Annotated in this window: 19 protein-coding genes and 1 pseudogene; 6 read left to right on the forward strand and 14 right to left on the reverse strand. The window is 72.3% G+C overall.

Features of this window, described 5'->3' with window-relative positions; all coding sequences use genetic code 11:
- Window positions 1-39: 39 nt before the first annotated feature.
- The 3 genes from AB0O19_RS01470 to AB0O19_RS01480 form a co-directional block, all read right to left on the reverse strand.
- Window positions 40-327: a hypothetical protein gene (locus tag AB0O19_RS01470; RefSeq protein WP_363616824.1), complete on the reverse strand. Its 288-nt coding sequence runs from the start codon at window positions 325-327 to the stop codon at window positions 40-42.
- A 337-nt stretch (window positions 328-664) separates the two neighbouring features.
- On the reverse strand, window positions 665-1,195 hold the full coding sequence (locus AB0O19_RS01475) for a GNAT family N-acetyltransferase (protein WP_363616826.1): 531 nt from the start codon (window positions 1,193-1,195) through the stop codon (window positions 665-667).
- A gap of 10 nt (window positions 1,196-1,205) precedes the next feature.
- Window positions 1,206-2,444, reverse strand: coding sequence for a hypothetical protein (locus AB0O19_RS01480; protein ID WP_363616828.1), 1,239 nt, complete (start codon window positions 2,442-2,444; stop codon window positions 1,206-1,208).
- Window positions 2,445-2,889: 445 nt separating this feature from the next.
- On the opposite strand from AB0O19_RS01480, the gene AB0O19_RS01485 reads away from it, so the two are divergent.
- The 4 genes from AB0O19_RS01485 (at window position 2,890) to AB0O19_RS01500 (ending at window position 5,863) form a co-directional block, all read left to right on the forward strand.
- Complete coding sequence (locus AB0O19_RS01485) at window positions 2,890-3,348, forward strand: hypothetical protein (protein ID WP_363616830.1); 459 nt, start codon at window positions 2,890-2,892, stop codon at window positions 3,346-3,348.
- 15 nt (window positions 3,349-3,363) lie between these two features.
- A complete protein-coding gene (locus tag AB0O19_RS01490) occupies window positions 3,364-3,522 on the forward strand; it encodes a hypothetical protein (RefSeq protein ID WP_363616832.1) in 159 nt (52 codons plus the stop codon).
- Between the two features lie 115 nt (window positions 3,523-3,637).
- Window positions 3,638-4,564, forward strand: coding sequence for a hypothetical protein (locus AB0O19_RS01495; protein WP_363616834.1), 927 nt, complete (start codon window positions 3,638-3,640; stop codon window positions 4,562-4,564).
- Window positions 4,565-4,600: 36 nt separating this feature from the next.
- The gene (locus AB0O19_RS01500) at window positions 4,601-5,863 is read left to right on the forward strand and encodes a hypothetical protein (RefSeq protein WP_363616836.1); all 1,263 of its coding nucleotides are present in this window, start codon (window positions 4,601-4,603) and stop codon (window positions 5,861-5,863) included.
- A gap of 109 nt (window positions 5,864-5,972) precedes the next feature.
- Here the strand turns inward: AB0O19_RS01500 and AB0O19_RS01505 are convergent.
- A pseudogene (locus AB0O19_RS01505) lies at window positions 5,973-6,182 on the reverse strand (hypothetical protein); the annotation flags it as partial.
- A gap of 158 nt (window positions 6,183-6,340) precedes the next feature.
- Between AB0O19_RS01505 and AB0O19_RS01510 the strand changes: the two are divergent.
- A complete protein-coding gene (locus tag AB0O19_RS01510; protein WP_363616838.1) occupies window positions 6,341-8,506 on the forward strand; it encodes a hypothetical protein in 2,166 nt (721 codons plus the stop codon).
- A 153-nt stretch (window positions 8,507-8,659) separates the two neighbouring features.
- On the opposite strand, the gene AB0O19_RS01515 is transcribed toward AB0O19_RS01510, so the two are convergent.
- From AB0O19_RS01515 to AB0O19_RS01530, 4 genes are all read right to left on the reverse strand, one after another.
- Window positions 8,660-10,030, reverse strand: a complete 1,371-nt coding sequence (locus tag AB0O19_RS01515; protein ID WP_363616840.1) for a S53 family peptidase — start codon at window positions 10,028-10,030, stop codon at window positions 8,660-8,662.
- Window positions 10,031-10,283: 253 nt separating this feature from the next.
- The gene (fabG, locus tag AB0O19_RS01520; RefSeq protein ID WP_363579158.1) at window positions 10,284-11,081 is read right to left on the reverse strand and encodes a 3-oxoacyl-ACP reductase FabG; all 798 of its coding nucleotides are present in this window, start codon (window positions 11,079-11,081) and stop codon (window positions 10,284-10,286) included.
- A gap of 103 nt (window positions 11,082-11,184) precedes the next feature.
- A complete protein-coding gene (locus AB0O19_RS01525; protein WP_363616842.1) occupies window positions 11,185-12,387 on the reverse strand; it encodes an acetyl-CoA C-acyltransferase in 1,203 nt (400 codons plus the stop codon).
- Between the two features lie 187 nt (window positions 12,388-12,574).
- Entirely contained in the window at window positions 12,575-13,738 is a 1,164-nt protein-coding gene (locus tag AB0O19_RS01530; RefSeq protein WP_363616844.1) for an acyl-CoA dehydrogenase family protein, read from the reverse strand.
- Window positions 13,739-13,879: 141 nt separating this feature from the next.
- Here AB0O19_RS01530 and AB0O19_RS01535 point away from each other — a divergent pair, with 141 nt between their 5' ends.
- Complete coding sequence (locus AB0O19_RS01535) at window positions 13,880-14,593, forward strand: TetR/AcrR family transcriptional regulator (RefSeq protein WP_363616846.1); 714 nt, start codon at window positions 13,880-13,882, stop codon at window positions 14,591-14,593.
- 67 nt (window positions 14,594-14,660) lie between these two features.
- Here the strand turns inward: AB0O19_RS01535 and AB0O19_RS01540 are convergent, their stop codons facing one another.
- The 6 genes from AB0O19_RS01540 to egtA all read right to left on the reverse strand — a co-directional run bounded on the left by AB0O19_RS01540 (window position 14,661) and on the right by egtA (window position 22,007).
- A complete protein-coding gene (locus AB0O19_RS01540) occupies window positions 14,661-15,743 on the reverse strand; it encodes a nitric oxide synthase oxygenase (protein WP_363617025.1) in 1,083 nt (360 codons plus the stop codon).
- Between the two features lie 264 nt (window positions 15,744-16,007).
- Window positions 16,008-17,432: a sugar porter family MFS transporter gene (locus AB0O19_RS01545; RefSeq protein ID WP_363579150.1), complete on the reverse strand. Its 1,425-nt coding sequence runs from the start codon at window positions 17,430-17,432 to the stop codon at window positions 16,008-16,010.
- Between the two features lie 179 nt (window positions 17,433-17,611).
- Complete coding sequence (gene egtD / locus AB0O19_RS01550; protein ID WP_363616848.1) at window positions 17,612-18,583, reverse strand: L-histidine N(alpha)-methyltransferase; 972 nt, start codon at window positions 18,581-18,583, stop codon at window positions 17,612-17,614.
- Window positions 18,584-18,628: 45 nt separating this feature from the next.
- Window positions 18,629-19,378, reverse strand: coding sequence for an ergothioneine biosynthesis protein EgtC (gene egtC / locus AB0O19_RS01555; protein WP_363616850.1), 750 nt, complete (start codon window positions 19,376-19,378; stop codon window positions 18,629-18,631).
- Window positions 19,378-20,721: an ergothioneine biosynthesis protein EgtB gene (egtB, locus tag AB0O19_RS01560; protein WP_363579144.1), complete on the reverse strand. Its 1,344-nt coding sequence runs from the start codon at window positions 20,719-20,721 to the stop codon at window positions 19,378-19,380. Before egtB ends, egtC begins: the two co-directional genes overlap by 1 nt.
- Window positions 20,718-22,007 carry an ergothioneine biosynthesis glutamate--cysteine ligase EgtA gene (gene egtA / locus AB0O19_RS01565; protein ID WP_363616852.1) on the reverse strand — a complete coding sequence of 430 codons (1,290 nt, stop codon included), beginning with the start codon at window positions 22,005-22,007 and terminating at the stop codon, window positions 20,718-20,720. Before egtA ends, egtB begins: the two co-directional genes overlap by 4 nt.
- Between the last annotated feature and the right edge of the window lie 188 nt (window positions 22,008-22,195).

Below are 22,195 nucleotides of genomic sequence, written 5' to 3' on the forward strand. Positions count from 1 at the left end.
CGCCCCTCGGGGTGACCGGGCAGCGGCAGGTGGGGTCGGTCAGGTCGGGCAGACGCACCGGCCGTCGACGGTGCGTTCGGTGGCGGTGTGGACGTCCCAGACGGCGGCGACCGGGACGCGGGCCACCGCCACACCCACCCGGGTCGGGTCCGCCGGCGTCCGGGCGACGACGTCGACCTGCCCCTGCTCCGCCACGGTGGCCCGGGCGAGCACGCTGAAGACGTACGCCCCGCCCTCGACGCCGTACCCGTCCGCCCACAGCTCGACCACCGCCCCGCCGCCCAGCGTCAGGTGCCAGGGCAGGGGCGGTCCGGCGGCGAAGTCCATGGCGGGGGAGTGTAGCCAGAGCGACCGCAGCCAGGCGTCCAGGGCGGCGAAGTCGGCGTCAGCGCCGAGCCGGCGAGCAGGCCGGGCGCGAGCGTGCCGAGCGTGCCCGCACCGGGGCGGACATTGACCCCACGTGGTCCGCGGTGGGTGCCGGCCGCTGGCGCGTCACCGGCCACGGCCACGACCGCCGCCTCGACGTCACCCTCAACACCATCGTTTCGCCCACGACTCGTACGAGATCCGGGAGAACGGACACTTCATCTCCCGCCATCCCTACCGGCACCAGGGCGACGCCGCCGTCCGCCGGCCGCGTCCCCAGCCTCACTGGTCAGAACAGCTAGCGGATCATGTAGCGGTACACCGGAGCGCCTTCCCAATCCGGGGTCTTGTCGCCCAGCTCCCGGTAGCCAAGGGCTTCGTACATCTTCATGGCAGCCTGCGCTTCGGGCCGGACCGCAAGTGTGACGCGCTCCGCCTGGGTACCTTCGAGTGCGGTCGCGTGTAGTTCCCGGCCGATACCCTGCCGACGCCGATTCGGGGCCACAACGATTTCCCGAATCACGAAAGTCCGATGTCCGTCCTCGCGGGTGAAGTCCTCGTCCAGACCGAGGCCATGCCACCAACGGCTGTCCGACTGGAGCGGGACGCCGAAAGCGAACCCGACCAGGGCACCTGCGCGGGCCAGCACCAGCCGAAAGCCGGGCATGGTCCGGAACGCCTCGTAGCCCTCCAGAAACCCGGCCAGGTCGCGGGGCCCCTCGAAGTACGGCGGCTCTGCGAACACCTGCTCGTACAACGGCGCTATCTCATCCAGCGCCTGGGCAGCGGCGTCCGGGTCTGTGAAGGTCTCGAACCTGGTCTTCTCCACGGTTCTCCTCCTACGCGATCAGGTGGGCAGTGCTGGCAGCGGCGGCGGCCGGATCAAGGGCGTGAAGGAAAGAGTGCGCCTCCTGCATGGACGAGCGCGCCCGACCCGACGACACCTCGGTCAGCAACACCGAACCCGACTTCAGTTCGTGGGCGGATTCCTCTGCTTCGCCAGCCCGCGCGAGGGCTCCGGCGAGAGAGAAACGCACCAGGGCTTCGTTCCTCGCGTAGCTCGATTCCTGGTGTCCCAGCGAGCGGCGCAGCCAGTCCACCGCGGCCTTGTGGTGCCCGGACTCGGTGAACAGCGCGGCCTGCGCCATGGCCAGCTCGCCGGGCCCGTGGAAGAGCGCCCAATCCGGTAGCGGCCGGGCCCCGCGTTCCTGCTCGTAGACCCGGCTGGCGTTCGCGAGCGTGGAGCGAGCCGAAACGTGGTCTCCGAGCATGGCCAGCGCGCGAGCCTCCCGGGTGGCCAGGATCGACAGCAGGGAGGGGGGCGCCCACCCCTTGGCCTTCTCCTGTGCTCCTCGGGCCAGTTCGAGCGCCTTGTCCGGCTGCTTCTCGCGGAGGTTCATCAGCGCCATCGACGCCATCACCAGAACGGCAAGTGAATGGTCCTGCAACTCTTCGGCGCGGGTGAGGGCGTGGTGCCAGTGCACAAGGGCGCGCTGGTGGTCTCCGGCGTCGAAGGCCAGCCACGCGACGTGTTCAGCCGTCTCCCCGGCGATCAGGCGCAGTTGCCGGCCGATCGTGCCGGGGTAGCTCGTGGTGGCGATGATCCGCTCGACTCGGGAGAAGTGCGCTTGCGCGAGAGGGCCCACGGTCGCGCCGCCGAACCGATCGTCCAGGCCGTACAGGGATGCGAGACCGGTCCGCAGGTCCATGACTGTCTCGGCTCCGATCCGTGGCTGCGGGAGGGCGGCGGACACGACGGCGCCCCCGGTGAGGGCGATGAAAGATCGGCGGTTCACGTCTTCCGACTCTTCTCGTGGTGCGCGTGGGATTCCTGATCGACGGTGGGGCGGCACGTTGAATCCCGCCTGCTCCAGTGGGACGCCGAGCATCGCTTCGAGGACTCGCTGTCGGGCCGGGTGAGGACATGGCGGTAAGGGCTGGCGCCAGCGCTGGAACTGACGGGTGCTCAGTTCCTCGTCTTCGCCGAGCTTGCGCGCGGTCGCGGCGTACACCTGTCTGAATACGGCCGGGCTGTTCCAGTCGAACTCTGCGCACAGGCGGGTGAATTGTGTCTCCACATTGCAAGACGGTAGACCTCCGACGCCCCGCGGTGCAGGTGCCCGGCGGCGGAAAAGTCCGTCGAAAAGTCCGGCCGTGTCGCGCCGTTGATCTTGCACTAGCGGTCAACTTGTCTCCGCCACTGGAGTGACCGGTCGATCACCGTCGGTCGCGACCATGGGTGAGTGCAGCAGGCATCCCTCCGCAATCACGCGGACCGTCCGGAAGGAATGAACGACATGAGCGAGAAGAACGGTGCTGGCAACAGCGGCAGCGGCAGCGGCGACGGTGGGGACCACAACGGCGACAAGCCGAAGAGCGAGTAGCCGTCCCCACCCCTGACGGCCATCCGACCGCACCGCTCATAGCGCGTCCGGGTGGCTCCCTGTGGCGGATCGCCGATGCGTCCCCCGTCATCGACGGTCCGCCGCACTGCCTCCAGGCCCCGGCTTCATGGAGTCCTCGTTGAGCAGTGCCGAATCCCGCAGCACCCCGAACCCCTGGTCCCTGAGCAGCGCCACGAAAACACTGGTCGATCCGTACGAGTCCGTGCTGTCGAAGGCCCCCCGCGAAACCGACGGCGGCCGGCGAGGCCCGCCGCAAGTCCCTGCGGCGCCGGAGCGTACTGCGGTGAACTCCATCGACTTCGCGCCGCCGGAAGAGCGCCAGCGGGGGCCGACGATCAGCACCTACCGCATCGCCGCCAACGGCACTCGCTACGGCGCTACCGATCCGGTCACGCTCAATCCCGAGGACGTCGCGGCCTCCACGCTGCATCCGTCGGCGTCATGGCCTCCGTGCCGCTGCCCGCGGCACGGAGGCCGCCCCAAGACTCCCGCCTCGGTCGAACGTTGGGCAACAGAACTACGGCCGAGCCGGGGCACGGCCCCGCGCCGCAGTGGCGCGGGGCCGAACATCTCGTGAAAGGAAGAACTTCCCATGCTCAACAGCATCCAGGTCAACGACCTGACGCGCCGCCTGGACCACTCGGTCCCGGACGGCGACTTCACCCCGGCGGCGCCCGTCGAGTTCCTGACGCGCCGCCTGGATCACTCGGTCCCGGACGGCGACTTCTCCCCGGTGGGAACCGAGGTCTGACCGCAGTTCCGAACTGATGCCGGTTGGATGACGGCATAGCGGGTCGGCTCGGGTGATCATCCGCGCCGACCCGCCGCTGGGCGTCGCCACACACTCCAAGCAAGGAGAGTCCGCATTGAAGACCACCATCGCCACCCGCGTCCCCGCCGGCTCCTTCTTCGACCTCGACCGGAAGGACCCGGTGCTGACCCGGCTCCGCGAGGAGGGCGCCGAGCTGGCTCTCCCCTTCGCCCTGATGGAACGTCTGGTGAAGTCGGGCACCCCCTACGCGGAGCACGCCCGCTGCCTGCGCAGCGAACCCGTGACCGTGGCCGGGGCGACCTTCGACTGGTTCGACGCCGAGCTTCCCGGCGAGATCGCCGACGAGATCAACTTGGCGGACTACGAGATCGTCAAGCACACCGACGAGCGCCGCGCGGCGCTGACCCAGGCACTGGACCGCCTGTCACTGGTCCACCCCGAGGGGTTCGCCCGCGTACGCGAGTTCGTCCGTGGGCTGCTGTGGGTGGGCCTCAATCCCGGCGTCCGCACCTCCTCGCTGACCAGCTCCAGCGACCCGGCGCTCCCGTACGTCATCGTGTTCTCCGAGAAGGCCCGGCACCACATCCCGCCGAACACCGTCAGCCCGGAGCCGTCGCCCCTCTTCCTGGCGGAGAACATGCTGCACGAGGGGACGCACCAGTCGATCAGTTTCCACGTCCTCCAGCGCCAGGTCTTCGCCGACGGTTACTCGTCCAAGACGTCCCCCAAGATCGGGATCGCGTGGCGTGCCTCGCAGGGAGTGGCCCGCAACCAGTTCTGGGAGATTGACCGGGCGTTTCACGCGACCTGCGTGTACAACCAGCTGCTGCGGTTCCGCCAGACCGAACTGCGCCGCGACGACCTGACGCCCAACGAGCGCGCGAGCTTCCAGAACGCCTATGCCGAGGGTCTTCCGGCCGTCCGCTACCTCATGCGCGAACTCGAACTTCTGAGTGAGCACTTCTCCCCCCACGGGGTGGAGCTGCTGGCCGACCTGCGCCAGCAGACCGACCACCTGTAGTGCCACGCTGAGCAGAACCGAACGACGGAGGGCCAAGTGCTTGATCACCTCATCACTCACGACGACAACCTGCGGATGGTCCCCACCGACCGGAACGAGCTGACCACCGCGGTCGGCCAACTCGACGAGGAATTGCGGGGCCTGGCCGAGGAGGCCGACCCCGCGCGTGCTCGGGTCCTGACCAGGTGGATCGGCATCGGCCAGATGTGCCTGGGCCACCACGAGGAGGCCCGTACGATCCTGCGGCAGTCGCTCGACCTCGCCGCAGCGCTTGGCAACACCCGGGCCGTCGTCGCCACCGGGCTCAACCTGGCCGACGCGCACCGCTACGCCGGGGACGTTCAGGGCGCGGACGCGCTCTACCGCGGCGCGCTGAACACCGCACGAGGCCAGCACCCGGAACTCGTGGACTTCGCGCTCCAGCACACCGGCAAGCACCTCATGGAGCGCGGCGACCTCGCGGATGCTCACACCCATCTCCAAGAAGCGCTGCGCCTGCGGATCGCCAAGGGGGACACCGACCTGGTCGAGTCCACGCAGGCCGCACTCGACCGGGTCGAGCTGCTGATCGGCCAGGCCGACGCATCGGCGGCAGACGGGCCGGTGCCGCGCCAGTGGAGCGGTCAGTGGACCTCATGGCTCCAGTCCCGCACCACGGCCAAGACGCCGGCCCGGTGGGCAGAGGACTTCCCGACCCTCCGGGACGCTGTACGCGGGCTCACCGCACACCAGCGCGTGCACCCGCGTCACCTGCGTGATCAGTCGTTCCCCGCTGAGCTGATCGCCGCTATGGCGGAGGAGACCGAGAAGGCCGTCGCCACTGACGGATACTTCCACAACGGCAAGTGGAACGCGGCCGTGGGCGAAGCGGCGAACCGCTTCGCCGGACAAGTCGATCTCGCCGCAGTCGTAACGCGGTCCACCGGTCTGGATGTCGAGCAGCCGCACACCGGCGTCTACATCGCGTACCTGGAGGAAGGGCAGTTCCTCGACTTCCACCTGGACGAGGTCGGCTTCGGCGAGGCCAACCTGATCCTGTGCCTCAAGCACGAGCGCCCCACCGGCGCAGCCAGGGCTAGCGCCACCGTCTTCATCAACGCCGGCGGCTTCCTCGAATGCGATCTCGCCGCGGGTGACTGCGTCGTATTCGACGGCGCGCTCACGCCGCACGGCCGGACGCCCCTCGCTGCTGGAGAGAGCATCACCCTCATCAGCTTCGGATTCCGCGCCCGTGATCAGGCTCCGCGCACGGTCAAGAACCTTCCACCGGCCCCTGGGGGGTTCCGGAGCGGAAGGTAATGCCCTGAGAACCCGTTGCGGGTCCGAGGTGGACAGGGGTCGTGGCCCCTTGCACCTCAGCCTCTTTCCGCAGGTCGGGAACAAGGTACAAGGGCGATGCGTTCTTCGAGGTCGTCGCCCACGCCAGTTCGCACGGCAGGCTCAGCAGGCGCTCGCCGAGTGCCGGATCGACGCGGGCCAGCAGGGGGTTGACGCCCGGACCGGGTGCGGCGGCGGAGTCGCCGCGGAAGACGGGGTAGCCGCCAGTGGGCGGCGCGCCGAAGGGGATGAGCGGTCCGTCGACGTCGAGGAACAGGAGAGGTGTACCGGGGCCTGCCATGACGGCACGATAGCGGGCCGCGTGGCGCTCCGATCGGAGACCCGGCCTGGATCGGGTGTGCCGGGATCTCGTAGGGTGGCGCGACGGGAGTGGTGGTAGGCACCACCCGGCAAGGGCATCAGACGCCGCGAAGCGGCGGGGTGGGCGGTGACCAGAAGATGGCGGAGACGACAGCTGTCCCCGGAGGCCCCGAACCGGCAGCGGACTCGGGCCCCTGGGACGCCGTACCGCCGCCGCGCACCCCGGCCGAGGAGCACCCGCCCGGGCCCGCCGCGCTCTACGAGCCGCCGCCCGTGCCCCCGCTCCCGCCGTCCGCTCCGGCAGCCCCGCCGACGGCTCCGGCCGCGGTGCCGGGCCCGCCGCCGATCGCGCCCACCGGATGGACCGTCACCGGCATGCCCGCCGTGGGCGCGCTGCCGTCCACGGCCACGCCGCTGTCCTTCCCGGCCCCGGGCGTGAGCGCTCCCGGTACGGGCGGACTGGGGGCGGCGCCGCGCGGACGGATCCTGGTCGTCGAGGGCGGTTACGGCAACTCCGGGCGCCGCACCTGGGGTCGGGGCGGTCCCGCCCAGGCGTCGGTGCTGTCCGCGATGCTCGCGGCCGTCTCACCGCAGGTGCTGCTCGCCGCGGACGCGGTGGACGCCGTCCACCTTCCCGGCGCCAGCGACCCGCACACCGTCCTCGCCCACCTGCGCGCCGCGTCCCGCCATCCGGGGCCGCTGCTCGTCCACTTGGGCGGTCACGTGGTCGCCGACAAGCGCGGCGGACAGCTCCAGCTCACCCTGCGCGACTCCAAGCAGGACGGCCTGCCCTGGCAGGCCGTCGCCGCCGAGCTGAGCCACCGCCCGGCCGAGTGGCAGACCCTCGTCGTCGCCGACCTCAGTGCCGACCAGAACGCCTGGCCGTACCTCCAGGGCGCCGCCTCGCCGCTCAGCGAGGGTATCCCGCTCTGGGCGGTCGTCAGCCCGGACCCGGAGCAGATCGGTACCTTCACCCGCGCCCTGATCGAGGCGCTGCACGGCGGCCGCCCCGGCGCGGGCGACGTGCTCGCGCCCGAGCAACTGCGGCAGCAGGTGTACTCGGTGCTGCGGCCGGACGTCGTCATCCTGGCCACGCACGCCCCGGACCGCCCGCTCTTCCGCAACACCGCCCGCCGTGGCGACGGTCCGCCGGCCGACGCGGCGCCGCCGGCCGACGCAGTGCCGGTCGATGCGGTGCCGATAGATGCCGTGCGCGCCGATGTGGTGTCGTCCGGGCCGCCCGCGCTGCCGGTGCCGCCGGTGCCGGGCCGGGCGGAGTCACAGGACGCCGTCGTCGAACCGCCCGTGGCGCCCACGGCTCCGCTGCCGTCGGCCTCCCCTGCTCCCGCGGCCGGGGCCGGTCCGGTGAGCCTGGTCAAGACCGGCGTGCCGCCCACCCCGCCGAGGCCGGCCCGCCCGGTCAGCCTGCTGAAGGGGCAGCAGGCCGGCCCGGCCGGCGTGACCCTGCACAAGCCCGCTCCGACGGACGCGACGCCCGAGGCCGTCGAGCCGTCCGCAGGCGTGACGCTGGCCAAGCCCCAGCAGCCGGAGATGGAGCCGGAGTCGGAGCGGGAGCCGGAGCAGGCACCGGCGGACGCCGCCACGCTGACGGCGGAACCGCAGGACGCCGTCCCGGCGCAGGCCCCTCCCGTGGAGGAGGCCCCCGCCGACGCGGTGCCGACGGCGGAAGCGCCGGACGGCACGGCCCCGACCGGCGACGAGGCCCCCGTGAACGCGGTCCCGGTGGCGGAGGCCCCGGCGGACCCCGTCCCGGCGGACGAGGTACCTGCCGATGCTGTGCCCGTCGACGCTCCGGTGTCCGGTCAGCCGCGTGCCGACTACCGGGAGGCCATCGGCCGGATCGTCCGCAGCGCGGACGCCGGAGAGCACGGCGCCGCCACCGAACTCGCCTTCGCCCTCGAACTGGAGGTGATCGCCGAGCACGGCGCCGTCTCCGAACCGGTCCTCCAGGTGCGCCAGGTCCGGGCGCACGTGTGCCGTCTCGCGGGCCGGCCGGCCGAGGCCGCGGACATCTACCGCGAGGTGGCCCTGGCGCTGCTCCGTTCGCAGGGGCCGGACCACCCGGAGACCCAACAGGCGGCCACCAACGCCGAGGCCTGCTGGCGCTCGGTCCCCGATCGTGCGGCGGCCCTTCGGATCGCCCCGGAGATCATCGAGCTCCGCGCCTACCTCCCGGGCCCCGACGGCCGCAAGCTCCGCGCCGCCGAGCGCTACCTCGCCCAACTGGCCGCCGCCCCGGAGCCCGCCGTGACGCCTGCTTCCGCCCCGGCGGACCGCGTCTGACCCTTCGCGCCGCGCGCGGCTGGGCCGGACGACCGGCACCTGGCCGCGAACAGATGACAGAGAACAGAAAACAGCGAACAGATAACAGATTTCGAAATCTGTTATCTGTTCGCTGTTAGTTGTTAGTTGTTACCTGCTACTCACTGCGGCCCGTCAGCGACCGGCGATGGCGTGGACGAACTTCGCGCCGTCGATGGTGCCGAGGCCGCTGGAGAGGTCGTAGCCCTCGGTGGCGGTGTAGCCGGTGACGCTGCCCCAGGAGTTGTCGCCCTCCTTCACGTCCGTGATGCCGCTCCACGCGCTCGGGAGCAGGTTGAGCCCGTACAGGCGCCAGTTGAGCTGGCCGAGACGGTGGCCGGCGAGCTGGTCGGCGAGGGCGACGACGCCGGAGAACAGCGGGGTGGCCTCGCTGGTGCCGCCGGTGAGGTGCCAGCCGACGGAGGTCGGGTCGTAGGACTCGTAGGTCCAGGCACCGCCGTCGACGGCCGCGCTCATGCTGATGTCGGGCGTGCCGCGGTGGTTGCCGGTGACGTTGGCGACGCCGGCCTGGTACCACGGGCGCTCGAAGATGCCGGAGACGCCACCACCGCCGGCGCCGGACTTGTCGTGCCACACCTTGTCGGGCGCGGTGCGCGCGCCGTTGTCGTCCAGGGTGAGCTGGGTGCCGCCGATGGAGGTGACCAGCGGGTCGGAGGACGGCCAGGAGTTGACCTTGTACGGGTACAGGTCGGTGCCGTTGGTCTGTGAGTCGGTGGCGCCGTTGTCGCCGGAGGCGGCGAGCACGGTGACGTTGTGGTCGGCGGCGGCCTGGAAGGCGTAGCGCAGGTCGGTGAGCGACTTGAAGTCGCCCTTGTCGTACCCCGGGAAGGTGTTCTCGGTGGCGCCGAAGCTCTGCGAGATGACGTCGCCGCGACCGGCCTTGATGAGGGCCTTCTCGGCGTCCATCATCTCGGGCAGGCCGGTGGTGCCCTCGGTCTCGGCGACACCGGTCTCGACCAGGACGATGTGCGCGTCGGGGGCGATGGCGTGGGCGTACTCGACGTCCAGCGTGGTCTCGCCGGCCCAGCCGGTGTGGTCGGGGTTCTTGGGGTCGAAGGCGGGGACGTTGCCCCACTTGACCACCTCGACGTTGGTGTCCTGGATGCCCCACTGCTTGTCGAAGACCTCCAGGTCGTGCTGGATGGTCGGCGAGCCGAAGGAGTCGACGATGACGATCGTGCGGCCCTTGCCGGTGATGCCCTCCTGGTACAGCGGGTTCAGGTTGTAGGCGTTCCGGTACTGCAGCGGCGAGTAGCAGTGGATGCCGATCTGGCTGACGCACTGGGTGGTGGTCAGCGGGGCGGTGCGGCCCTGGGCGTTGTGGTGCCCGAAGGAGGCGGGGCGGACGTGGACGCCCGTGAGGTCGTGCGCGGGGGCGGCGGTCGCGGCGCCGACCGCCGGGACGGCGATGGTGCCGGCCGTGAGGGCGGTGGCCCCGACGGCGAGCAGAGCCAGGGCACGGCGAAGGGGGGCGGGGCTGCCCATGGGACTCCTTGGGGCGCAGGGCCCGACCTGGTCCGGTCGGGTCGGTCCGGCCATCCCATCGACTGCCGCATGATCATGCCATAGTCATTTGGTGGGGTCGCCTGATCAGAGGCATGGTCATGCTCGGCCACGCGAAAAGGTAAAGGCCGTCCCAGGTGAAGGTAACCCCACGCCCAGGACGGCTATGTGACGCCACGTCAGTATTATCGTACTAATGCTGAAGAGTCCTTGAAGGTCCCCGCCCGGGCTAGACCTACCGCGCCCCGCCGTTGACGTACAGCGTCTGCCCGCTGACGTACGAGGCGTCCTCGCTGGCCAGGAAGGCGACCACGGACGCGATCTCCTCCGGCTGTCCCACCCGGCGCAGCGGGGTCCGGGCGGAGACCTCCGCCTGCTGGTCCTCGGCCGTGCTGCCGACCCGCTCGGCGGTGGCCGCGGTCATCGCGGTGGCGACGTACCCGGGGGCGACGGCGTTGACGTTGATGTTGAACGGCCCCAGCTCGATCGCGAGGGTCGCGGTGAGCCCCTGGATGCCGGCCTTGGCGGCCGCGTAGTTGGCCTGTCCCCGGTTGCCGAGGGCGGAGCGCGAGCTGAGTGAGACGATCTTCCCGTACTTCTGCGCCACCATGTACTTCTGCGCGACGTGGCTGCAGTTGTACGCGCTGGTCAGATTGACGGTCAGGACCGCGTCCCAGTCGGCCTTCGGCATCTTGAAGAACAGGTTGTCCCGGGTGATCCCGGCGTTGTTCACCAGGATGTGCACCCCACCGAGGTCCGCCGCGACCTGCGCGAACACCGCCTCGACGGCGTCGTAGTCGGCCACGTCGCAGCCGTACGCCCGTGCGGTGCCGCCCTTGGCGGTGATCGCCGCGACCGTCCCGGCGGCCCGTTCGGCGGTGAGGTCGACGACGGCGACGGCCGCGCCCTCCTCGGCGAGCCGGTGGGCGGTGGCCGCGCCGATGCCCTGCGCGGCGCCGGTCACGACGGCGACCCTCCCCGCGAACCTGCCTGCCAGGCCCGTCACTTCGGCCACTGCGGCTACTTCAGTCATTCCCGGTGCTCCCTTGAACTCGGACGTGAACTCGAACTCGGACGTGAACTCAGACGTGAACTCGAACTCGGACGTGAACGCGAGCGCGAACGCGGGCGCGCACTCAGTCAACGTTCTCGACGAGGACGGCGGTGCCCTGACCGACCCCCACACACATGGTGGCGAGGCCGCGTCGGGCGTCGGTGCGGCGCATCCGGTGCAGCAGGGTGGTGAGGATGCGCGCGCCGGAGCCGCCCAGCGGGTGGCCGAGCGCGATCGCCCCGCCGCTCGGGTTGACCAGTTCGTCGGCCTGTTCGGGGGTGAATCCGATGCCGTCGGCGGAGGCCAGGGCCTGGGCGGCGAAGGCCTCGTTGAGCTCGGCGGTGTCGAGGTCGGCCAGCGACCAGCCGGCCCGGCCGAGCACCTTGCGGGTGGCCGGCACCGGGCCGATGCCCATCACGTCGGGGTGCACCCCGACGGAGGCGCCGGCGACGTACCGGCCGAGCGGGCGCAACCCGAGGTCGCGCAGCGCCTCCTCGCCGACCAGGAGCAGCCCGGCCGCGCCGTCGTTCATCGGCGAGGCGTTGCCGGCCGTGACGGTGCCGTCGGGGCGGAAGGCGGGCTTGAGGCGGGTGAGCTTCTCCAGGCTGGTGTCCTCGCGGATGCCCTCGTCCTGGAAGACCGTCACGCCGTCGGGCCGTTCGACCGGGATCAGCTCGGCGTCGAAGTGGCCGTCCTTGCGGGCGGCGGCGGCCCGTTGGTGGCTGCGCAGCGCGAAGGCGTCCTGGCGTTCCCGCCCGATGTCGTACCGGCCGGCCACCTCCTCGGCGGTCTCGCCCATGCTGAGCACGCCGTGCAGTTCGGCCATCCGGGGGTTGGTGAGCCGCCAGCCGAGCCGGGTGTCGTAGGTCTCGATCCGGTGCGGGAGGGCCTCGTCGGGGCGGGGGAGGACGAAGGGGGCGCGGGTCATCGACTCGCAGCCGCCGGCCAGGACGACGTCGGCCTCGCCGGAGCCGATGGCCCGGGCGGCGAGGGTGACGGCCTCCAGCCCGGAGGCGCAGAGCCGGTTGACGGTGGCGCCGGGAACGGTCTCCGGCAGGCCGGCCAGCAGGACGGCCATCCTGGCGGCGTTGCGGTTGTCCTCGCCGGCCTGGTTGGCGGCGCCCCAGTAGACGTCGTCGATGCGGGCGGGGTCGAGGGCGGGGACGTCGGCGAGCAGGGCGCGCAGCACGGTGGCCGAGAGGTCGTCCGGGCGGACCGTGGCGAGCGCTCCGCGCAGTCGGCCGATGGGTGTGCGGCGGGCTGCGGCGAAGTAGACGGGACGCACGTCGTCGGGCTCCTATCCGGTTGAATCCGAGTGATCCGAGTGATCCGAGTGATCCGAGTGATCCGAGCAGTCGGGGTGATCCGAGCAGTCAGGACGGTCCGGGGAATCCGGGTGGTCCGGGTGGTCCGGGGAATCCGGGTGGTCCGATTGACCCGTCCTGGCTGGTCGGATGGGATGAACGGGCTGGTCAGAAGGCGTTGACCCCGGTGAGGGCGCGGCCGATGAGCAACTGGTGGATCTGGCTGGTGCCCTCGTAGAGGGTCATGACCCGCGCGTCGCGCAGGTACTTGCCGACCGGGTACTCGTCGATGAAGCCGTAGCCGCCGAACACCTGGAGCGCGTTGTTGGCGGCCCGGACGGCGGCCTCGCTCGCGTAGAGCTTGGCGACGGAGGACTCGGTGGCGAACGGCAGGCCGCGTTCGATGTGGTCGGCGACCTTCCAGGTGAGCAGCCGGGCGGCCTCGACGTCGACGGCGATGCCGGCCAGCAGTTCCTGGACGAGCTGGTGCGAGGCGATCGGGCGGCCGAACTGCTCGCGCTCGCCGGCGTAGCGGACGGCGGCCTCCAGGCAGGCACGGGCGATGCCGACGCAGCCCGCCGCGACCGACATCCGGCCCTTGGCGAGCGCGGACATCGCCACCCGGAACCCGTTGTCGACTTCGCCGAGCCGTGCGCTGTCGGGCACCCGGACCCGGTCGAGGGCGAGTTCGGCGGTGGCCTGGCCGCGCAGGCCGAGCTTGCCGTGGATCTCGGTGCGGGTGAAGCCAGGCAGGTCGGTGGGCACCAGGAAAGCGGTGATGCCCTTGTGGCCCTGCCGGTCGGGGTCGTCGCCGCCGGTGCGGGCGAAGACCAGGGCGACGTCGGCCCAGGTGCCGTTGGTGATGAACATCTTGGCGCCGCTGATCAGCCAGTCGTCGCCGTCCCGGACGGCGCGGGTGCTGAGGTTGGCCGCGTCGGAGCCGGTGCCGGGCTCGGTGAGCGCGAAGCAGCCGAGCGACTCGCCCGAGGTGAGCCGGGGGAGCCAGTGCCGCTTCTGCTCCTGAGTCCCGTAGCCGTTGACGGACTTGGCGACCAGGCCGAGCGTGACCGAGACGATGCCGCGGACGGCCGAGTCGCCGCGGCCGAGCTCCTCCAGGACCAGGCAGTACGCGAGGTGGTCGCCACCGCTGCCGCCGTACTCCTCGGGGATGGTGAGGCCGAGGAAGCCGAGCCCGGCCAGCTTGCCGATGATCGCGCGGTCGACGGACTCGGCGCGGTCCCACGCGGCGGCGTGCGGAACGATCTCGCGGTCGGTGAAGGAGGCGGCGAGGTCCCGGACGGCGCTCTGCTCCTCGGACAGCTCCAGGTTCACGGCGGCGGCTCCAGATCCATTAAACTAGCGCTGCAAGTTTTATGGAGGGACTGTAGCCCCGGCCGGCCCGCGCTGGGAAGGGGCGCCTGCCAGGATCGGTCCCCGCCCCACCCGACCGGAGGAACCGGAGGCAGCACCCCGATGGCCCGCCCGCGCACCCCGCTGCTCAGCCGCGAGCGCATCGTCGCCGCTGCTCTGCGGCTGATCGACGCCGAGGGCCTGGCGGCCCTCTCCACCCGCCGCCTCGCCACCGAACTGTCGGTCAGCGGTCCCTCGCTCTACAACCACGTCGCGACCAAGGACGAACTGCTGGACGCGGTGGTGGACAGCGTGATCGGCGAGGTCGACTTGTCGATGTTCGGCACTCCCGACGGCACTCCCGACGGCTTGCCCGACGGCACTCCCGACGGCGCGCCCGACCGCTCGCCCGGCGGTAGGCCGACGCCCTGGCCGGACGCGCTGCGCGACTGGGCCCGCTCCTACCGCGCCGCCCTCGCCGCCCACCCCAACATCGTGCCGGTGCTCGCCCAGGGCCCTGGCCGCCGGCCGAACGCGCTGCGCCTGGCCGACGCGGTCTTCGGTCACCTGGTCGAGGCCGGCTGGCCGCGCGGCCAGGCCACCCGGATCGGCGCGCTGATGCGCTACTTCGTCACCGGCTCGGCGCTGGCCTCCTTCGCGGCCGGCTTCCCCGCGGACGCCGAGGTGTACGACGCGGCCGACTACCCGCACCTCGGCGAGGCGCACCGGCTGGCCGGGCATCGTGGGACGGTGGACGAGGGCGCCTTCGAGACCGGCCTGGAAGCGCTGCTCGACGGGCTCGTCCTGCGCTTCGACCGCCTCACCGAACGCTCCTAGACTCCGCCGCCGGCCTTCCCCCCGTCCCGCTGCTTCCGCTGTTTCCGCCGTTCCCTCCCCCGCCGCCTCACCAGGGCTCGCGCGGCAGGAAGGCCGGCCGCAGCGACGGGTCCACCGGGTCGTAGTACCGGTGGTAGACGGGCGTGAGCCCGCCGGAGACCGGGGGCACGATCCAGCTCCAGTCCGCCGGGGTCGGCCGGCCGAGCCGCTTCTCCTGGGCGACGTGCCGGAGGAAGCGCTCGGACTCGGTGTGGTGGTCGGCGATCGTCACTCCGGCCTCCTGGAAGGAGTGCAGCACCGAGACGTTGAGTTCGATCAGCGCGCGGTCGCGCCAGAGCGTGCGCGCGCTGGAGGTGTCCAGGCCCAGGCGCTCGGCGACGGTGCCGAGCAGGTCGTAGCGGTCGGCGTCGGCGAGGTTGCGGGCGCCGATCTCGGTGCCCATGTACCAGCCGTTGAAGGGCGCGGCCGGGTAGCGGACGCCACCGATCTCCAGCGTCATGTCGCTGATCGCGGGCACCGCGTACCAGCGCAGGCCCAGGCCGGCGAACCACTCGTACGCGGGGTGGGTGAGCGGTACCTCCAGGGTGGTGTCGTCCGGCAGCTCGTACCAGTGCGGGCGCTCGCCGGGGTGTTCCTGGACGAGCAGCGGCAGCACCTCGAAGCGGTCCTCGGCGCACTTCCAGCCGAGGTCGCGGGCGCGGGCGGCGAGTGCGGTGCCGGCCGGGTCGCCGACGACGGCGTCGCCGACCCGGTGGCCGGCGTAGCGGACCAGTTGCTGGTTGACGATGCGGGCGGCCGGGCGGCCCGGGCGGTCGGGGGCGAACACCGAGACCACCGGGCGGATCCGTCCGCCGTTGCCGGCCAGCCGCAGGTGCTCGAAGCACTCGGCGGCGATGTCGTCGGCCGAGCCGAGGTGGCGCAGGTCGCGCACCACCAGACTGCGCCAGTACAGCCGGCCGATGCAGCGGGCGGCGTTGCGCCAGGCGAGCTTGGCGCCGTAGGCGAGTTCGGCGGGGGTGTGCTCGTAGCTGCCGGTGCGCTCGATCTCGTCGAGGACGGCCCGTATCCGGGCGTCTGGGGCCCCGGTGGCGGGCTGCTCGTGATGGAAGCGGCGGATGAACTCGGTGGCCTGCTCCGGGTCGGTGAACAGCGGCGGGGACGACGGCGGGGACGACGGCGTGGGCGACGGCCGGGCCGAGGCCGGGGGGTGGGTGTGGGCGTACGGGCAGCCGCCGGCGGCGGCGGTGGCGGCGGCTGGTCTGCGGGCGCGGAGCCGGTTGAAGATCAAGGACACATCCCTCCTGGCGAACAGGAGTACCGGAGGTGTCCGGGCCGCCGCAGGGAGTGAACGATTCGGCCCCCGCACCCGCGCTGATCGCGCTAGGGTGCGGGGGCCGATGGTCGGACTGTCGGATCAGCCCATGTCCTCCAGCCGGACGCCCTTGGTCTCCTTCATGAACTTCGCCACGAAGACGATCGACAGCGCCGCGAACGCCGCGTACACCAGGTAGGTCGCCGACAGGTTCCAGCGCGACATCGACGGGAACGACACGGTGATCGCCCAGTTGGCGATCCACTGCGCGGAGGCGGCGACGGACAGCGCGGCGGCCCGGATGCGGTTCGGGAACATCTCGCCGAGCATCACCCAGACGACCACGCCCCAGGACATCGCGAAGAACAGCACGAAGGCGTTGGCGGCGACCAGCGCGACGGTGCCCTGGAGGTCGGGCAGCGTGACGTTGTCGCCGCTGCCGGTGGCGGAGGAGAACGCCCAGCCGGCCGCGCCGAGCGCGACGGCCATGCCGGCCGAGCCGATCAGGGCGAGCGGCTTGCGGCCGATCCGGTCCACCAGCAGGATCGCGACCACGGTGCCGAGGATGTTGATGACCGAGCCGACGAAGCTGATCAGCAGCGAGTTGCTCTGGTCGATGCCGACCGACTGCCACAGGATCGACGAGTAGTAGAAGATCACGTTGATGCCGACCAGCTGCTGGAAGACCGACAGGCCGATGCCGACCCAGACGATCGGCAGCAGGCCGAAGCGCCCGCCGAGCAGGTCGCCGAAGCGCGGGCGGTGGTCGGAGGCGATCAGCCCCTGGACCTCGGCGATCCGGGCGTCGGTGTCGACGTCCTGGCCCTCGACCTGGGCGAGCACGGCGCGGGCGTCGTCCAGCCGGCCGGCCTGGATCAGGTAGCGCGGGGACTCGGGGATCACCGAGGCGAGGGTGAAGTAGACCGCGGCCGGGACGACGCAGATGCCGAGCATCCACTGCCAGGCCTCCAGGCCGAGCAGCTGGCCGCGGGTGTCGCCGCCGGCCGCGTTCGCCAGCAGCCAGTTGACCAGCTGGGAGATCGCGATGCCGAGCACGATCGCGGCCTGCTGGAAGGAGGCCAGCCGGCCCCGGTACTTGGTGGGCGCGACCTCGGCGATGTAGGTCGGGGCGATCACCGAGGCGATGCCGATGGCCGCGCCGCCGAGCACGCGCCAGAAGGCGAGGTCCCAGGCGGCGAAGGGGAGCATCGAGCCGATCGCGCTGACCGCGAACAGCAGCGCGCCCGCCTTCATGACCTTGATGCGGCCGTAGCGGTCGGCGAACCGGCCGGCCAGTGCGGCGCCGATCGCCGAGCCCAGCAGGGCGGAGGAGACGATCAGACCGGTCACGCCGTCGCCGACGCCGAACTTCTCCTGGATCCCGGAGACGGCGCCGTTGATCACGGAACTGTCGTAGCCGAACAGGAACCCGCCGAGGGCTGCGGCGGCGGTGATGAAGACGACGAAGCCGAGGCGGCCGGGCGCGGAGGCCTCGACCGCCCCGGAGGGCTGCTTGGTGACGCTCACGATCTTGACTCCTGGTACTCAACGCTGAGCTCGGTAGCCGAGATCGTAACCCTTATTCGTTTAAGTCTTGTACACCGGAAACCTCAATTTTTGCTCTGAGGATTCGTAAGGTGAACAAGCAAATTCAGCTGCGCCGACCGTCCCTATGCCGCCGGTCGTCCCTGCGTCGCCGACCGTCCCTACGCCGGGGCGGACAGTGACAGCCCGAACCGGCCCTCCTCGTCCGTCCACCAGTGGCTCAGCCGCAGCCCGGCCGCCGCCAGCTCGGCGGACACCCGCTCCCGGCGGAACTTGGCGGACACCTCGGTGCGCAGTTCCTCGCCCCGGTCGAAGTGCACCGGCAGGTTCAGCGCCGGGATCTTCACGGTCTGCGCGCGCAGCGAGCGCAGCCGCATCTCGATCCACTCCCGGTCCGGGTCCCACCGCGCGACGTGCGCGAACGCGGTCGGGTCGAAGTCGGCGCCCAGCTCGCGGTTGAGCACGTTGAGCACGTTGAGGTTGAACTCGGCGGTCACCCCGGCCGCGTCGTCGTAGGCGGCGACCAGCACCGACGGGTCCTTGACCAGGTCGGTGCCGAGCAGCAGGAAGTCGCCCGGGTCGAGGGCGGCGCGCAGCCCGCGCAGGAAGGCCGCCCGCTCCTCGGGCAGCAGGTTGCCCAGGGTGCCGCCGAGGAAGGCGACCAGCCGGGGGCCGCCCTCCGGGGGCAGGCCGAGCCGGGCGGTGAAGTCGGCCAGCACGCCGTGCACGGCGAGCCCGGGGTACTCGGCGGCGAGCGCGACGCCGGCGGCGGTCAGCGCGCTCTCGCTGACGTCCACCGGGACGTACGTCTCCAGGGTGCCGAGCGCGCGCAGCGCGTCCAGCAGCAGCCGGGTCTTCTCGGAGGAGCCGGAGCCCAGCTCGACCAGCGTGCGGGCTCCGGTGGCGGCGGCGATCTCGCCGGCCCGGGCGGTCAGGATGGCCCGCTCGGCGCGGGTCGGGTAGTACTCCGGCAGCCGGGTGATCTCCTCGAACAGCTCGCTGCCCCGCGCGTCGTAGAACCACTTCGGCGGCAGCCACTTGGGTTCGGAGGTCAGGCCGTGCTGCACGTCGTGGCGCAGCGCGCTGCTGAAGTGGTCGGCGGGCAGCAGCCGGGTGAGATCAAATGTGTCCATGACAGGGTGGGTCCTCTGTTCAGAAGATGAAGGGGTGGTGGAGGATCAGTAGCGGCCGAGGAGCTGACGGACGGTGACGCCGCGCTCGTCGACCACCACCAGCGAGCCGTCCGGGACGGCCGTCCAGCCGGGAGCGTCGTCGTACGGCTCGGAGGCCACCACCGTGCCGAGCCCGGGCAGGTCGCGGTGGTGCAGGGTGTCGCCCCAGGCGGTCGCGGCGAGCGTGCGGCCGTCGGTGAGCAACAGGTTGAGCCGGCCGGTGGTGTGCGCGGTGACGTCCGCGACGGTGCCCGCCAGCGCCTCGCCGAGCCCGGCCCCCGCCCGCAGCCGGTGCAGGACCAGGGCCCACAGCAGCGCCGAGTCGGAGCGCGCCTCCAGCTCCAGCAGCTCGGCCGGCGGGAGCAGGGCGGCCAGCGCGTCCAGCTTGCCCGGCCAGCCCGCCACCGCGCCGTTGTGGCTGAACAGCCAGCGCCCGGCCGCGAACGGCGCCGCCGCGCTCTCGCCCGCCGCGCAGCCCTCGGTGGCGGAGCGGACCGCCGCCAGCAGCACCCGGGTGCGGATCACCCGGGCGAGGTCGGCGAACGCGGCGTCCGCCCAGATCGGCCCGTCCCGGCGGTAGCGGGCCGGCACCTCGTCGCCGTCCGCGTACCAGCCGAGGCCGAAGCCGTCCGCGTTGACCGTGCCGTACTGCTGCGCCCGGGGCGCCCAGGACTGCCGGTACAGGCCGTGCGGCGGGTGCACCAGCAGCTCCCGTGGCGCCACCGGCTCACCCAGGTACGCGAGGTGGCGGCACATCAGGCCACCTCCAGGTCGCGGGCGGTGCGGAACCCGGCGAAGATCTGCCGCCGGACGGGGTAGTCCCAGTTGCGGAAGGTGCCCCGGCAGGCGACCGGCGCCACCGCGAAGCAGCCGCCGCGCAGCACCTTGTACTCCGGTCCGAAGAAGACCTCCGAGTACTCCTGGTAGGGCCAGGCCCGGAACCCGGGGTAGGGGCGGAGGTCGCTGGCCGTCCACTCCCACACGTCGCCGATCAACTGCCGTACGCCGTACGGGGACTCGCCCGCCGGGTAGCCGCCGGCCGGGGCCGGGCGTAGGTGCCGCTGCCCGAGGTTGGCGTGCTCGGCTCCGGGGGCCTGGTCGCCCCACGGGTAGCGGCGGGAGCGGCCGCTCGCCGGGTCGTGCCGGGCCGCCTTCTCCCACTCCGCCTCGGTCGGCAGCCGCCGTCCGGCCCACCGGGCGTAGGCGTCCGCCTCGTACCAGCTGACGTGCAGGACGGGTTCGTCCGCCGGGACGGGCTCCACCGTGCCGAACCGGCGCCGCAGCCACTGGCCGCCGTCCAGGCGCCAGAACAGCGGGGCGGTCAGGTCGGCCCGCCGCCGGTGCTCCCAGCCCTCGGGCGTCCACCAGCGCGGCTCGTCGTAGCCGCCGTCCGCGATGAACCGCTGGTACGCGGCGTTGGTGACCGGCGTGGTGTCCAGCAGGAAGGCGGGTAGCTCGACCACGTGCGCGGGGCGCTCGTTGTCCAGCGCCCAGGGTTCGGTGTCGGTGCCCATCGTGAACGGTCCTGCGGGGACGAGCACTTCGGCGGGCAGCGCGGCCGCGTCCGCCGGGGCGGGCGGCGGCGGGGGAGCGGCCAGCGCAGGCTCCCCCGGGCGGAGCTGGTGGGTGATCAGCATCGTCTCGTCGTGCTGCTGCTCGTGCTGGGCGATCATCCCGAACGCGAACCCGGCGTCCAGCAGCGGCGCCCCCTCCAGCGGACTGGCCGCCAGCAGGTCCAGCACCCGGCCGCGCACCTCGTGCGCGTACGCCCGGGCCTCGGCGGGCGCCAGCAGCGGCAGGCTCGGCCGCTCGGCCCGGGGGTGCTGGAAGGCGTCGTACAGCGGGTCGATCTCCGGGTGCATCGGGTCGCGGCCGCCGACGTTGCGCAGCAGCCAGAGTTCCTCCTGGTTGCCGATGTGCGCCAGGTCCCAGACCAGCGGGGACATCAACGGCGAGTGCTGGGCGGTGAGGTCGCCGTCCTCGACGCAGTCGGTGAGCGCGGCGGTGCGGGCACGGGCGGCCAGCAGCTCGGCCGCGATGGTCTCGCGCAACTCCTCGGTGCCCGCCGCCGGGGCGGCAGGGGGGCGGACGTCGGTCATGGTGCGGCCTCCTCCGGAGGAGTGCGTCGGGTGCCGGAGCGCAGGGCGTCCAGCTGGTCGTCGGCCGGGCAGCGGCCGCGCGCGGGGTAGCGCTCGGCGAACTCGGCGACGGCGGCGCGCAGCCGACCGGCGCCGGGCAGGCGGCCCAGCGCGGCGTCGGCGGCGGCGAAGCAGGTCAGGGTGGCGCGGCGCAGCTCGGGATCGGCGACGGCCAGCGTCGCGGCCCGGCGCCAGACGTCGCTGCGCGGCGGGCGCGGACCGTCCGGGCGGCCCAGCGGCTCCAGCGCGGCGAGCGCGGCCTCGGCGGCCGGTACGTCGTCCAGCAGCGCGGTCACCAGGGCGGTGGGCACCACCCAGCCGTCCCCGGGCTGGGCGTCGATCATGCGCAGCTCCAGGTGGCCGCGCGGGCGCACCGGCGGGAACAGGGTGGTCCGGTGGTAGTCCAAGTCGCCCAGCGTGGGCGGGCGTTCGCCGCCGCCGCGGACCCAGTCGCGGAAGGTCAGGCCGGGCGGGGCCGTCCACGGCAGCCCCTCGGGGCGGCGCACGCACAGCACCTCGGCGTCCAGCACGTACTGCGCCCAGGCCTCGCGGGGGTCGCCGTGGTCCGGCTCCGGGGCGAGCGTGCGGGTCGGGTCCATCCGGGACCAGACGGTCTGCCGGGTGGAGCGGTGGCCGGTCGGCCTGCCGTCCAGCAGTGGGGAGTTGGCGAAGGCGGCGACCAGGACCGGGCCGAGCAGGTGGGTCAGTCGCCAGCGGCGCTCCACCGCTTGCGGGCCGTCCGCGTCGCCGGCGTCCAGGCACACCTGCACCGAGGCCGTGCCGGTCATCATGATCCGGCCCCAGGGGCCGGCGGAGTCGAAGAACCGCTCCATCGCGAGGTAGCGGGGGTGGTCCAGGACCATCAGGCGGGGGCGGGCCAGCGGGTCCGTCCCGGTGCCGGTGAGGCGCAGGCCCTGTGCCGCGAAGGCGGCCCGCAGGGCGGTCAGATCGCGTCGGGTGTCCTCGACGCAGGCCAGGAGGCCGGTGGCGGGCGGGGAGCTGAGCTCGACCTGCCCGCCGGGTTCGAGCGTGAGCCGCGAGCCGGAGGGGAGCGAGGCTCCGTCCGGGCCGCCGAGTGGCAGCGACTCCAGTGCGGCGTGGACCAGTTCCGGTCGGACGGGCTTGCCGGGACATCGGTCGTCGTGGACGAACCACTCGACCTCGACGCCCACCAGCCGGGGCGGTCCGATCTTGAAGCAGACGCCCGACACGTGGCTGAGCGCCCCCGACTCGGTCAGCGGGGTCACCCCCGGCGGGGGCGCTGGGGGGCTCTGCCGGTCGGGCGGAGTGGTGCGGGATGTCGGTATCACCGGACTTACCATCCTCGGGGTCAGGATTGCGGCCCGAACTACCCTGCCCAGTCTGCTACGGAGCATGCGGGGGCGCTTCGCAAATATCGTGTGAACGTTCGTTTCTGCAGGTCAGGGGTGGCGCG

The organism is Kitasatospora sp. NPDC091276 (assembly GCF_040684355.1).
Lineage (GTDB): Bacteria > Actinomycetota > Actinomycetes > Streptomycetales > Streptomycetaceae > Kitasatospora.